General features: G+C 62.9%; 9 protein-coding genes. 6 read left to right on the top strand and 3 right to left on the bottom strand.

What is annotated here, in order from left to right:
* The first annotated feature begins 2 nt into the window (after window positions 1–2).
* From NLM33_RS01465 to NLM33_RS01455, 3 genes are read left to right on the top strand one after another with little or no spacing between them, the layout of a single operon-like run.
* Window positions 3–1400, top strand: coding sequence for a VOC family protein (locus NLM33_RS01465; RefSeq protein WP_254094041.1), 1398 nt, complete (start codon window positions 3–5; stop codon window positions 1398–1400).
* A 34-nt stretch (window positions 1401–1434) separates the two neighbouring features.
* Window positions 1435–2997: an aldehyde dehydrogenase family protein gene (locus NLM33_RS01460; RefSeq protein ID WP_254094039.1), complete on the top strand. Its 1563-nt coding sequence runs from the start codon at window positions 1435–1437 to the stop codon at window positions 2995–2997.
* Between the two features lie 11 nt (window positions 2998–3008).
* Window positions 3009–4238 (top strand): pyridoxal phosphate-dependent aminotransferase, encoded by a 1230-nt coding sequence (locus NLM33_RS01455; RefSeq protein WP_254094037.1) that lies wholly within the window; start codon window positions 3009–3011, stop codon window positions 4236–4238.
* A 30-nt stretch (window positions 4239–4268) separates the two neighbouring features.
* Here the strand turns inward: NLM33_RS01455 and NLM33_RS01450 are convergent, their stop codons facing one another.
* Window positions 4269–4949: a GntR family transcriptional regulator gene (locus NLM33_RS01450; protein ID WP_254094035.1), complete on the bottom strand. Its 681-nt coding sequence runs from the start codon at window positions 4947–4949 to the stop codon at window positions 4269–4271.
* 162 nt (window positions 4950–5111) lie between these two features.
* Here NLM33_RS01450 and NLM33_RS01445 point away from each other — a divergent pair, with 162 nt between their 5' ends.
* The 3 genes from NLM33_RS01445 (at window position 5112) to NLM33_RS01435 (ending at window position 10920) form a co-directional block, all read left to right on the top strand.
* Entirely contained in the window at window positions 5112–8531 is a 3420-nt protein-coding gene (locus NLM33_RS01445; RefSeq protein WP_371929888.1) for a molybdopterin-dependent oxidoreductase, read from the top strand.
* Between the two features lie 50 nt (window positions 8532–8581).
* On the top strand, window positions 8582–10036 hold the full coding sequence (locus NLM33_RS01440; protein WP_254094031.1) for a short-chain fatty acid transporter: 1455 nt from the start codon (window positions 8582–8584) through the stop codon (window positions 10034–10036).
* 377 nt (window positions 10037–10413) lie between these two features.
* Window positions 10414–10920: a MarR family winged helix-turn-helix transcriptional regulator gene (locus NLM33_RS01435; protein WP_254094029.1), complete on the top strand. Its 507-nt coding sequence runs from the start codon at window positions 10414–10416 to the stop codon at window positions 10918–10920.
* Between the two features lie 114 nt (window positions 10921–11034).
* Here the strand turns inward: NLM33_RS01435 and NLM33_RS01430 are convergent, their stop codons facing one another.
* Together NLM33_RS01430 and NLM33_RS01425 are read right to left on the bottom strand one after the other, a co-directional pair.
* Window positions 11035–12672 carry an ATP-dependent acyl-CoA ligase gene (locus tag NLM33_RS01430; RefSeq protein WP_254094026.1) on the bottom strand — a complete coding sequence of 546 codons (1638 nt, stop codon included), beginning with the start codon at window positions 12670–12672 and terminating at the stop codon, window positions 11035–11037.
* A gap of 27 nt (window positions 12673–12699) precedes the next feature.
* Window positions 12700–13857, bottom strand: coding sequence for an ABC transporter substrate-binding protein (locus tag NLM33_RS01425; RefSeq protein WP_254094024.1), 1158 nt, complete (start codon window positions 13855–13857; stop codon window positions 12700–12702).
* Between the last annotated feature and the right edge of the window lie 50 nt (window positions 13858–13907).

Raw genomic sequence — 13907 nt, 5'->3', positions numbered from 1 at the left:
CAATGCCAGCGCTGCGGGCGAACGCAGACGAGATCCGCACTCTGTTTTCCCGCGCCATGTCGGAAATGTATCGGGCCGAAGTGCCGCAATACGGCACCCTGATAGAACTCGTCAACGATATCAATCGCGAAGCGTTGCGGCGGCACGAGCAGCTCCGTGCGAGCCTCGAACGAAGCGATGAACTCGAGCGGTTGAACGTCGAGCGCCATGGCGCCATCCGCTTGGGGCGTGCGGACGAATTGTTCAACATGCGTCGCGTCTTTGCGGTGATGGGTATGCACCCGGTGGGCTACTATGATCTGTCCGTGGCCGGCGTGCCCGTCCACGCGACGGCGTTTCGGCCGATCGGCGATACAGCGCTCCGCCGCAACCCCTTCCGGGTGTTCACCTCGCTGCTGCGCCTCGACCTGATCGAGGACGACACTCTTCGCCTGGATGCTGAGCGCATTCTCGCCGGGCGTCGCATCTTCACGCCGCGGGCCCTCGAACTCACGCGCATATTCGAGATGGAAGGTCACCTGACCATTACGCAGGCCGAGCAGTTCGTTCGCGAGGCCCTCGAGACCTTCCGCTGGCACAGCGAGGCAACCGTCGGTCTCGAGGTCTACAAACGGCTGCACGACGCTCATCGACTGATCGCCGACGTCGTGAGTTTCAAAGGCCCTCATATCAACCATCTGACGCCGCGCACGCTCGACATCGACGCCGTGCAGGCCGGTATGCCCCAACGCGGCATTGCGCCGAAGGCAGTGATCGAAGGCCCACCACGCCGCGACTGCCCGATCCTGTTGCGCCAGACCAGCTTCAAGGCGCTGGAAGAGCCGATTCTCTTCAGGCAAGCGAATGCCAAGAGTACTCCAGGGACGCATACGGCTCGGTTCGGCGAGATCGAGCAGCGTGGCGTTGCGCTCACGCCCAAAGGCCGCGAGCTCTACGACCGACTGCTCGCCTCCGTGCGGCAGGTAGGCGCGACCGTGCGCGACTACGACAGCGAACTGGCCGAGCGCTTCAAGGTGTTCCCGGATGATTGGTCGGAGCTTCGCTCGCAAGGCCTGGCCTTCTTCCGCTATTCGGCAACGCCCGTTGGCCTTCAGGCCCGCGAGGGCCACACTCTGTCCTCCAGCCTCGATGATTTGGTGGCGGCAGGTTTTCTGCGCTACGATCCGATCGTTTACGAGGATTTCCTCCCCGTCAGTGCGGCAGGAATCTTCCAGTCGAATCTCGGCACCAACCAGCAGCAGAACTACGCCGCGCGCTCGAACCAGGTTGCGTTCGAGACCGCCCTCGGCGCCAAGGTTCACGATGAAATGAAGCTTTACGCGCAGGCAGAAAGAGACTCCCTGGAGCAAGCTCTGGCCCAGCTAGGCTCGCCACACCTCGCGCGCCGGGCGATGGCCTGATCGAACGCCTTTCAATCATCCAAGAGAAACCGCCATGACCATCACGACCCGGATTCCAACACGCGCCATCAAATCCCTGGCGGGCGAGGCAGACACGCTCCTGAGCACACTTGGCGTCAAGCGGAGCCGCTACACCGGCGGCCAGCTGATTGCACGATCGCCGATCACCGGCGAGATCACGGGCCATGTGAACGAAATCGGTGCCGCAGATGCGCGGGCCGCAATCGACAAGGCGCACGCGGCCTTCCTCGAATGGCGACTTGTCCCCGCCCCGAAACGCGGCGAGCTCGTTCGCCTGCTTGGCGAGGAATTGCGCGCCAACAAACAGGCGCTCGGCAAGCTCGTATCGATCGAGGCCGGCAAGATTGCGTCCGAGGGCCTCGGCGAAGTCCAGGAGATGATCGACATCTGCGATTTCGCGGTAGGCCTGTCGCGTCAGCTCTACGGCCTAACCATCGCGACGGAGCGCAGCGAGCACCGGATGATGGAAAGCTGGCATCCGCTCGGCGTCACCGGGATCATCTCGGCATTCAACTTCCCCGTCGCCGTATGGTCCTGGAACGCGGCGCTGGCGCTCATTTGCGGCAACAGCATCGCCTGGAAACCGTCCGAGAAAACGCTGCTGACGGCGCTTGCGACGGAAGCGCTGTTCGATCGCGCGCTCGAGCGCTTCAGGGCGGACGGCGGCAAGGCGCCGGACGCGCTTTCCACCGTTCTGTTTGGCGGCCGCGAGATCGGTGAAATCCTCGTCGATCACGCAAAGGTGCCTCTGGTGTCGGCGACCGGCTCGACGGCAATGGGTCGTGTCGTCGGACCGCGACTCGCAAAACGCTTTGCGCGCGCGATCCTCGAACTGGGCGGCAACAACGCCGCAATCGTCGCGCCGACGGCCGACCTCGACCTGACATTGCGCGGAGCCGCGTTCGCTGCCATGGGCACGGCAGGTCAACGCTGCACGACCTTGCGACGTCTCTTCGTTCACGAAAGCATCTACGGGACGTTGGTGCCGCGCCTGAAGCACGCCTATGCGTCCGTGACCGTCGGCGACCCGCTCAAGGACGGCACCCTGGTCGGCCCGCTGATCGACGCAGCAGCCTTCACCGCGATGCAGAAAGCGCTGAGCGAGGCGCGCGCCGCGGGCGGCACGGTATTCGGCGGCGAGCGGCTCCTCTCCGACGGCGCCGATGAGGCCTATTATGTCCGCCCGGCGCTGGTCGAGATCGCAGGACAAATCGGCCCCGTCGAGCACGAGACCTTCGCGCCCATTCTCTACGTGATCAAATATCGTGACTTCGATGCGGTGCTCGACCTGCACAACGCGGTCCCGCAGGGACTCTCGTCCTCGATCTTCACCAACGATCTCCGCGAAGCCGAAGCTTTCCTATCGACGCGCGGATCGGATTGCGGCATCGCCAACGTCAATATCGGCCCCTCCGGCGCCGAAATCGGCGGCGCTTTCGGCGGCGAGAAGGAAACCGGCGGCGGGCGCGAGTCGGGCTCGGATGCCTGGAAGGCTTACATGCGCCGCGCGACCAATACGATCAATTTCGGCCGGACATTGCCGCTCGCCCAAGGCGTCAAGTTCGACGTGGCGTAAGGAGTGGACGCATGAACGCACCCCTCGACGGCTCGGCGTCATTCCGCCCCTCCCACCGCCTTGCGTCGATTGGCGTGTCGGAGATCCTGAAGATCAGCGGGCTCGCTGCGGAGATGAAGCGCCAGGGCCGGGACGTCATCATCCTCGGCGCGGGCGAGCCTGATTTCGACACGCCGGACCCGATCAAAGATGCAGCCGAGCGCGCGATGCGCGCCGGCGCGACCAAGTATACCACATTGGACGGCGCGCCGGAACTCAAGGCCGCCATTCGCACAAAGTTCAAGCGCGACAACGGGCTCGAGTTCGCGCAGGACGAGATCACCGTGTCAGCCGGCGCCAAGCAGGTGCTCTTCAACGCCATGATGGCCACCATCAATCCTGGCGACGAGGTCATCATCCCGACGCCGTTCTGGGTGACGTACGCCGACATCGTCGCCATCGCTGGCGGCACGCCGGTGCTGGTGCCATGTTCCGAGGCCAATGGCTTTCGGCTGTCGACCGACGATCTTGAGCGCGCCATCACGCCTCGCACGCGATGGGTCATGCTGAACTCGCCGTCCAACCCGTCCGGCGCAGCCTACTCGGAGGCCGACTACCGGTCGATCCTCGACGTGCTCCTCGAGCATTCGCACGTCTGGCTGATGGTCGACGATATCTATGAGCATATCGTCTACGACGGCTTTCGCTTCGTTACGCCGGCAGCAATCGAGCCGGCTCTGCGCAACCGGACGCTGACCGTCAACGGCGTGTCGAAGGCCTACGCGATGACTGGCTGGCGCATCGGCTATGGCGGCGGGCCAAGCGCCCTGATCCGGGCCATGGCCTTCGTGCAGAGCCAGTCGACCTCCTGCCCTTCGTCGGTCAGTCAGGCCGCAGCCATCGAAGCGCTGAATGGCCCGCAGGATTTTGTCCGCGATCGCTGTCGGTCGTTTCAAGAGCGGCGCGATCTTGTCGTCGGCGCATTGAACAGGATCGACGGCATCACCTGCCGCGTGCCCGAGGGCGCCTTCTACACGTTCGCGAGCTGCGCCGGCGTGATCGGCAAAATCACTCCTGAGGGGAGAACACTGGAGAGCGACAACGACTTTGCTGCGCATCTTCTGCACGCAGCGGGCGTCGCAGTCGTTCCGGGTTCGGCGTTCGGCCTCTCACCATATTTCAGGATTTCCTACGCGACCTCCGCTGTCGAACTCGAAGATGCATGCAAGCGTATCGCACACGCAACTGCGCAACTCTCGTGAAAGCGCGAAGAATCCCGTGAGAGGCTGCGCCTACCGTCCACGATCGCGGCTGGCGACGATCGGCTCGCGCGGATTTGTCATCCGCGACAGTGCCTCAATGAAGATCGGCTCCCAGGCTCTGATATGACGCCTCAAAAGGCTGGTGAGGGCTACCTCCTCGCCGGCCATCGCGAGTTCGATAATCTGATAGTGCTCCGCGGCGGATTCATTCTGACGTGCAAGGCCCGCGCGCGACTTGATGCCGTAAAGCCGCATCTGGTCGCGCAATCCCATCACCATTTCGGTCAGGCGCGCATTGTCCGCCGCCGCCGTCAGCAGTTGGTGAAAGGTTCGATCGGCTTCGAGGTACAGCCTGATGTCCTCGTTCTTGACCGCACGGGCGACCTCATCGGCGAAGCGAACCAGCTCCTTGAGGTCCTTCTTTTTGCGCGCGACGATCGTTGCCGCGTGGAGCTCCAGCACCTCGCGGAGATCAAAGAGGTTGCGAAGCTCGGTCAAGGTCGGCTCGACCACCTTGAAGCCGCGGTTGCGCATCGGCTCGATCAACCCGCTGCGCGCCAATTCGAGCAGCGCTTCGCGGACGGGCGTCGTCGATACGCCGAGGCTCGCGGCAAGCGTCGGCACGGAATACATCGACCCCGGCATGCTCTGACCGGAAATGATCTCCGCGCGCACCTGCTGCAGCACCTGCTCCCGTAAATTCTGGTCCATTCCCATCCCGCTTCGTCGTCTCCGGAATCATCCGGTTCGTCGGCGGCACAATAGTCAGGTTTGGCTACCGCACAATAAAAGGGCTTGACGACGGATACGCCGCAGATGACATTATGTAGCGCTTTACAGTAATGCGCTACTATTGTTGACCCTTCAGACGGTATGGCCTTCCTTATGGCGCAGCGCGTACCCGGCTATTGCACGCTCTGTCGATCCCGATGCGGCTCGACCATGGTCATCAAGAACGGGCAGCTGATCGGTGTCGAGCCGCTGCCCAGACATCCGACCGGCGGAGCGCTGTGTGCGAAAGGCCGCGCCGCACCCGAGATGGTGCAAAGTCCGCGCCGCCTGACCCAACCCCTTCGCCGGACGGCGCCCCGTGACTCCACCGATCCCGGCTGGATCGAAATCTCCTGGGACGAGGCGCTGGGCGAGATCGCCCAAAAGCTCGGCGACATTCGCAAGACGTCCGGTGCCGAAGCCGTGGCCTTCGCCGTCACCACGCCGAGCGGCACGCCGATGGTCGACAGCTTCGAATGGGTCGAGCGCTTCATCCGCTGCTTCGGCAGTCCAAATCTGATCTACGCGATCGAAATCTGCGGCTGGCACAAGGACTTTGCCCATGCCCTGACCTTCGGACGCGGCATCGGCGTTCCCGATTATGAACGTGCCGACGTCATCGTGCTGTGGGGTCATAATCCGGCCCGCACCTGGCTGGCCCAGGCAACGCGTGTCGCCGATGCACGGCGGCGCGGTGCGCGCGTCGCGGTGGTCGATCCCAAACCGAACGGATCCGGACAACAGGCCGACATCTGGTTGCGTGTCCGCCCCGGCGCGGACGGCGCGCTCGCGATGGGCGCGATCCGGCACCTCATCACAACGACATCATACGACACGGATTTCGTGACGCGCTGGACCAACGGACCGCTGCTGATCGACACCGACACGGGCCGCTTCGTTCGTGCAAGCGAACTCTGGGCCGATCAACCGACGGACAGTTTCGTCGCGCTGGACCGGTCCGGAGCGGCGCGCGCTGTCGATACTCGCGTCGCGGAACTCGATCCTGCCTGCTGCAGGCTGGACGGTCGGATCATACTCACCGCACAAAATGGCCGTGCGATCACGGCGGCAACAGCCTTCTGCCTTCTAACCGCCGAGGCAACGCCCTATACGATCACTCGCGTGGCCGAATTGACTTGGCTCGACGAGAGCAAGATCGCGGCCTTCTACGAGCTGTTCGAGAACAGCCCACGGCTCGCGTATCATTCTTGGACCGGCGTTGGTCAGCACACAAACGCGACGATGATCGAGCGGGTCATTGCGACGCTTTACGCGCTCACCGGCGCGTGCGACAGGCCTGGCGGCAATGTCTGGCTGGCACCGCCTCCGACGCGCACCGTCAACGACTATGCCTTGTTGCCACCGGAGCAACAGGCCAAGGCGCTCGGCCTCAACGACCTGCCGCTCGGGCCGCCAAGCCGGGGATGGATCACGGCTCGGGATTTCAGCCGTGCAGTTCTGACCGGCGAGCCTTACCGGGTCCAGGCACTGATGAGCTTCGGCACCAATTTCATGGTGTCGCAGGGGCATTCTTCGCGCAATCGCGAGGCGCTGCGCGCGCTCGACTTCCACGTCCACGTCGACATGTTCATGAATCCGACGGGCGCGAACGCCGACATCGTGCTGCCGGCAAACATGCCGTGGGAACGGGACGCCCTGAAAATCGGCTTCGAGATCACGCAGGAGGCCGTCGAGACCATCCAGTTTCGCCCGCAGATGTTGCCACGGCTCGGCGCCAGCAAGGCAGACTATGAAATCGCAACCGAACTCGCGGTCAGGCTGGGCCACGTCGATGAGTTCTTCGGCGGCGGCGATATCCACGCCGGTTGGAATTATCAGCTCGCCCCCCTCGGTGTGACGGTCGAAGAGTTGCGCCGGCATCCCGAGGGCCTGCGTTTCCCCCAGCTCCTTCGTCATGAGAAATACGCTCTGCCAGGACAGGACGGCGCGGTTGCGGGCTTCGCCACCCCCACCCGCCGCGTCGAGATCTATTCGGAATTGATGCTTGAACATGGCTACGCGCCATTGCCGGGCCATATCGAGCCTGCCGAAAGTCCGCTGACAGAGCCTTCCGACAGTCGCTTTCCGCTGGTGCTCACGACGGCCAAGAGCGGCTGGTTCGTCCACAGCTCGCATCGTCACGTTGCCTCCCTTCGCAAGAAGACGCCCGATCCGGCCATCGAAATCAACCCGACGCTCGCAGCGGGGCGCGGCCTCAGTGACGGCGACTGGGCGATCGTCAAAACCCCAACCGGCGAAGTCCGGCTGCGCGTGCGGCTGAATGATGCGCTCGACGATCGCGTCGCCGTCGCCGAATTCGGCTGGTGGGAAGATTGTCCCCCGCTGGGACGCGATGCGATTCCGCCCGCCGGATCGCCGACGTCGAATATGAACGATGCCTTGAGCGATGCGACGCGCGATCCAGTGAGCGGTTCAGTGCCGCTGCGCGCCACGACTTGCGACATCCGCAAGGACGAGACCGCGAGCCGCGGTCACTGGACCGGCAAGCGCGGCTTTGTGGTCGTCGCCGTTCGTACCGAGGCCAACGATGTCGTCGGGCTGGATCTTGCACCGCGCGATGGCGGCGCGATCCCCGCGTTTCGCCCAGGGCAACACATTCTGCTCAGCGTGCCGGGGCTCGATGTCGCCCGCGCATATTCACTGACCGGCCATGACGGCCGGGATGTACTGTCAATCGCTGTCAAGAAGCGGCGGTCCGGCGATTCAAGCCTTATCGGCGATGCGGTTCGCCTTTCCGATCACGTCCATCGTCTCGCCGTCGGCGATGAGGTTCAGATCGGGTCGCCCAAGGGCATTTTTGCTCCACCGCTCAAGGGACCCCGGCCGCTGATCTTTCTTGCCGCCGGAATCGGCATCACGCCCTTTATTAGTCATCTCGAAGCGCTGGCGCGACGGGAGCCGGCGGAGCGCGTTACCAAGGTTCTGCTGCTTTATGGCTGCCGCAACGGCAGCGAGCATGCCTTCGCCCGGCGGTTGCGGGAGCTCGCTGACCTGCTGTCGGAGCTCGAGCTTGTCACGGCATATTCGGCACCGCGCGCGCAAGATGGTTGCCCCGCGGACTACGACTACGCTGGCCGGCTGGATCTGTCGGCGATCGAACCGTTACTGCCGCTGAGGCCCCTCGCCTATCTCTGCGGTTCGCCGGACTTCACGACGTCGATGACGACTCAGCTGGTCGAGCGAGGCGTCCCGCGCTTCGACATATTCACGGAATCTTTCGCCTCGCCGCCGATCGTACCGCGAACGCTGAAGCCGCAGACCGTCCACATTGCCGACAGTGACAGCAGCTTCACCTGGACGCCGGAACTCGGGACGATTCTCGATGCGGCCCAAGCGGCGGGCCTGTCCTTGCCTAGCGGCTGCCGCGTCGGCCAGTGCGAGAGCTGCCTCATGCGCGTCGTCGACGGCAACGTCGCTCAGCTCAACGACGGCGACAGCGCGACCGACCAGTGCCTGACCTGTCAATCCGTTCCGCTCTCGGAACTAACGCTCGCGCTCTGATCGGCAAATCATCAACTGAACGCAACACCAACGCGACTATGGGGGCCGCAATGACCGATACGACACATAAAGCCGTCTTCCTGGAGAAGGTGCCGACACAGGCCAACCCGCTTGCGAGATTCTCGCAGTACATGGTCAGCTTCGCAGAGCGCTGGTTTCCCGATGCTTATGTGTTCGTGCTGATCGCCGTGGTCGTAATCGCGCTCGGTACGATCGCGCATGGCGGCTCACCGCTTGCGGTCAGCCGCGCCTTTGGCGACGGCTTCTGGAATCTCATTCCCTTCACCATGCAGTTGGCGCTGGCCGCCGTAGGTGGCTATGTGGTTGCGATGTCGCCGCCGATCTCAGCATTGATGCGATGGCTGGCCGGCGTACCCTCCAGCGCGCGCGGCGCCGTGGTCTTCGTCGGCGTCCTGAGCATCCTTCTGTCGCTGCTGAACTGGAGTCTGAGCCTGATCTTCTCGGGCCTCTTGGTGCGCGAGATCGCGCGACGCAAGGACATCAAGCTCGACTATCGCGCAGCCGGTGCGGCGGGCTATCTTGGCCTCGGGTGCGGCTTCACGCTGGGCATCACCTCATCGGTCGCCCAGCTTCAGGCCAACGCGGCAAGCATTCCGAGCTCGCTGTTGCCGATCACCGGGGTCATCGGCTTCTCCGAGACGATCCTGACGTGGCAAAACCTCGTCACGATTATCGTCGTGACAGCTCTTTCTGCCGCGATCTGCTATTTGACCGCACCAAATGAGGCACTGACGAGAACGGCAGAGGATCTCGGCGTGTCTCTTGATGACGACCGGATCGAGCCAAAGAAGCCGGCACGGCCTGGCGATTTTCTCGAGTTCAGCCCCGTTCTGACCATTCTGATCGTGGCACTGGCATCGGGTTGGCTCTGGCAAACCTTTCAATCCGGCAATCCGCTGATCACCCTGTCAGGCCTGAACACCTATAATTTCGTGTTTCTGGTGCTTGGCATTCTCCTGCACTGGCGTCCCCGCAGCCTCCTCGAGGCCTTCTCCAAGGGAACGCCGAGCATTTCGGGCCTGCTGCTGCAGTTTCCTTTCTACGCCGGCATCGCACACATGCTGACCAAGGTGCCAAACGGCAGCGGCTTGACGCTTTCCGATACCATTGCTCACTGGTTCGCACACGTCTCGGTCAACTCGACCGTTTTCTCGTTCCTGATCGGAATCTATTCCGCGGTGCTCGGCTTCTTCATCCCGTCAGCCGGTGGTAAATGGATCATCGAGGCGCCCTACATCATGAAGGCGGCCAACGAAATCGGAGCTCATCTGGGCTGGACCACCATGGTCTACAACATCGCCGAGACGCTGCCGAATTTCATCAACCCGTTCTGGATGCTGCCTCTGCTTGGCGTGCTCGGATTGAAGTCAAAGGACTTGATCGGCTACACCTCTGTGCAATTCTTCGTGCACTTCCCGATCGTCATGATCCTGGCTGCGCTCTTGATGATGACTTTCACCTACCACGCACCCATTCTGCCATGATCGAACGACGAGCCTGACAAGGCGGGATGTCGGAATCTAACCGACCTGACATCCCCGACGGGATAGTGTCCAATCGGATCGTGTCCGAGCCGATTGCCCAAATAGACCCGGATGTCGCGGCAGAGGCCTTCGCACCACCAAGTTATTTTACGTATAAAATATTTATACTCGCCAAGGGATTGTCAAGGAGGCCTGTCGGCAAGCCGCAGTGATTGCCGTTCGGTGCGTGATCCATCCGAGTGACGCAAATTCTTTATACTGAGAGCCGCCTCGGCGCGTCCTGAACGAGCCTTGAATTTACTTTTGGCATAAACTATCTTGCGACGACGTCGAAGTCGTCGCCTTTCAACAGGCCTAGATGCCCTAGGAGATTCGATTTGGCACTCGCGAAGGAGTCCCCACCTGTTTCGCCCAAGAACGGGGTTGATCAGGAGGTCGAGTATAGGGCTCAGACACGGCTTTGGCTCCGGCTGCTCGCGTGCACGACCCTGATCGAGGGCGAGCTGCGGCGCCGGTTCCGCGAGGAATTCGATTTCACGATGCCACGCTTCGACGTTCTGGCCCAGCTTGACCGCGAGCCGAGCGGATTGGTTCTGGGAGAGCTGCCCAAGCGCCTGATGGTTTCCGCCGGAAACCTCACCCCCATCGTCGATCGCCTGGTCGAGGATGGTTACATCACCCGCACGCCTTCAAAGCTGGACCGGCGCGTTCAGATCGTTTGCATGACCGTCGAAGGCCGGAAAGCGTTTAGACGCATGGCCAAGAGGCATGGCTCATGGCTGGCCGAGCTGCTGGCCGGATTCCCGGCTGATCGGCTCGATGGGTTGACCAGCGAGCTCGACGAGCTCAAGGGCGCCGTCAGGGACACAATGCAGAAGCCATGAGCCGACGCCGCGACCAAAGCGCGATGAGATTGGGATGAATCGTCATCGCGCTTTAGGTTGTTGTTTGAGCATGATCTTTTCGGAAAACCGCTTCACACTTTTCCGGATCATGCTCTAGCGCCGCACCCGAATGCCGGCCACCTCGCGGTCCCACGTATCCGCCGTCACGCCCGCATCGCGCAACACAGCCTTTTTGATCTTGCCGTTCTCCGTCAGCGGCATCTGGCTCACGATGCGCACGTAGCGGGGAATGGCAAAATAGGCGATCTGCCCTTCGCAATGCCTGACGATGTCGACGGGCTCCAATGATTGGCCAGGCTCGAGCAGAATCGCGGCCGCGACCTCGTCCTCCCCCAGTTCGGACGGCAACGGGTAAATGGCGCAAGCCGCAACGGCGGGGTGCGACAGGATAGTCTGTTCGACCTCCCAGGAGGATACGTTTTCGCCGCGCCTCCGGATCGAGTCCTTCATGCGGTCGATGAAGCGATAATGCCCATCGGAATCCCGGACCACGCGATCGCCAGAGTGAAACCACAGATTTCGCCAGGCCTCGACCGTCTTCTCCGGCATGCCAAAATAGCCGGTGGCGAACGCAAAGGGCTCTCTGGCGCGAAGGACGAGCTCGCCGGCCTGCCCATCAGGCACCTCTGAATCGTTTTCATCGACGATGCGGGCTTCGACGCCGTCGGCAAGGTACCCCATGGTCCCCGGGCGATCGGACGGGATCGTCCCCGCGAACACGAAGTTGGTCTCCGTCGACCCATAGCCGTCGACCAGCGGCACTCCGAACCGTTCGAGGAACGGCTGGTGGATCTGTGGCGGCACGCCGCCACCAAGCGCGACGCGAAGCCGATGACCCCTGTCATCTTCGGTTTTGGGCTGCGCCAGCAGCATCGACGCCATGGCGCCGAGCAGATAACCAACAGTCGCATCGTGCGCTCGCGCGCCCGCCCAAAAACCTGACGCCGAGAATTTCGGCTCCAGGACGTATGTGCACCCGTTCAACAGCGCCTGATAGAATGCGTTCAGCGCATTGGTGTGGAACAGCGGCAGCGTCGTGAACAGCACGTCGCCCTCGCCGATGCCCAGCGCCCGCGCCGAATAGATGCCCCACCAGAACAGCTGCGCCTGCGGACAGCACACGCCTTTGGCAGGACCCGTGGTGCCTGACGTATAGAGGATGGCAACGGCATCGCCTGGACGCACCGCGCCTGGGGAAGCGCCAATCCTGAGGGCGGGCAATGGTATCGACGACATCTTCGTCCCAGTCGTAGACCCGATCGTCCATGTCTGAGATGGCAGTTCGACGTCAGCGTCGACGGTCTCGATGGCCGTAAGAAACGGAGCTTCGACGACGAGCAGCGCGGGACGCGAGTTACGAAAAATATGGGAAAGCTGGAAGCCCCGTAGCGCGGTGTTGATCGGCACCACGATCGCGCCGAGCCATGCGCAGCCCAGATACACCTGGAGAAATTCCGGCCGGTTCGAGCACATCAGCGCGACCCGGTCGCCGGGCTTGATGCCGGCGTCGATGAGCGTTTGGGCCGATGCGGCCGCGATCGCGGCCGTCTGTGCATAGGTCCAGCGCGCCTTTCCGGCGACTAGCAGGACGCGATCGCCGTAGCGCTCGGCCTGCCGCGTCAGAATCGTGGAGAGGATCCTGTCCGACGGTGGAAACAGCTCGACAGCGCGCGCCCAGGGCAGCAGCATCGCATTGCCCTGCTCTACCGTCTTGCCGGCTTTTGCCTGCACGTTGCTCTCCGTCACGATCGCGCCCGATCAGGGCAGTAGCTTGTATTTTCCGTCCTCGATTTGAACCAGGATTCGCGAGCGGTCATCGACGCCGTGCCGATCCGCTGGTGTGTAGGAGTAGACGCCCTGCGTTCCGACAACCTCCTTAGTGGTGAACAGCGCCTGGCGAAGCGCAGTGCGGAATTCCAGCGAGCCCGGCTTGGCGCCAGTCGCCATCGCGCGCTTGGCCGCATCTGTGAATATCAGCCAGCCGTCGAAGGAATAGGAAGAGAACGAGTCGGTTGGCGCCTCGCCATTCGCCTTCTCGAAGGCCGCGCGGAAAGCCAGCGCAACCTTCTGGATCGGATTGTCGGCCGAAAGCTGCTCCGCCGCGGTCACCGGCCCGGTCGGGCAGATGATGCCGTTGGCAGTCTTGCCGGCGAGGCGCAGGAAATCGGCACTGATGAGGCCGTGATTGCCATACAGTGGTCCCTTATATCCGCGCTCGGACAGAGCGATCACCGGTAGCGCCCCCGGCGTTCCCGTACCCCCGAGCATAATGGCGTCCGGCCGCGCCGCGAGCGCGCGCAGCACCTGGGCCGTCACCGAGGAATCCGACCGGGCGTATCGCTCATTGGCGATGATCTTGATGTCGGCCGCCTTGGCGCTCTGCGCGAGCGAATCGTACATCAGGTCGCCAAAGGCGTCGGAGAAACCGATGAATGCGACGGTCTTCAGCCCTCGCGCCTTCATATGATCGACGATGCCCTGGACGAGGAGCGGCGTCGGTTGCGGCGTCTGCACGACCCAGGGACCGCCATCGCCGGGCGGCACCGGCGCGATCGGAGATACCGCGATCATCGGAATCTTCATTTCGATAGCGGCGGTTGCCATCGCCAGCGTCTGCGGCGCGCCTGACGTGCCGATCAGAATATCGACCTTCTCCTGCTCGACGAGCTTGCGCGCGTTGCGCGCAGACGCCGTCGGATCGGAGCCGTCGTCGAGCGAAATGACGCGAAGCTTCTCGCCGCCGATCTCGCCGACATAGGCCTCGCCCGCCGCAATCCCCTTCGCGTTCGGGATCCCGATCGAGGACACCGGCCCGCTGAGGCCGGTGATGAACCCGACGAGGATGTCTGCCTGCGCGACCTCCGGAACGGCGACGAGCAGCGCAACTGAAGCCAGCAGATTTTTCATCGAGATCATGGCACCTGTCTTTCGTTTCTTTCGTTTCTTCTATACGGCAAGCGCCATCC

It is taken from the genome of Bradyrhizobium sp. CCGUVB1N3 (assembly GCF_024199925.1).
GTDB lineage: Bacteria > Pseudomonadota > Alphaproteobacteria > Rhizobiales > Xanthobacteraceae > Bradyrhizobium.
Note: the sequence above shows the minus strand (reverse complement) of the source record. Positions and strands in the feature narration are given on the sequence as shown.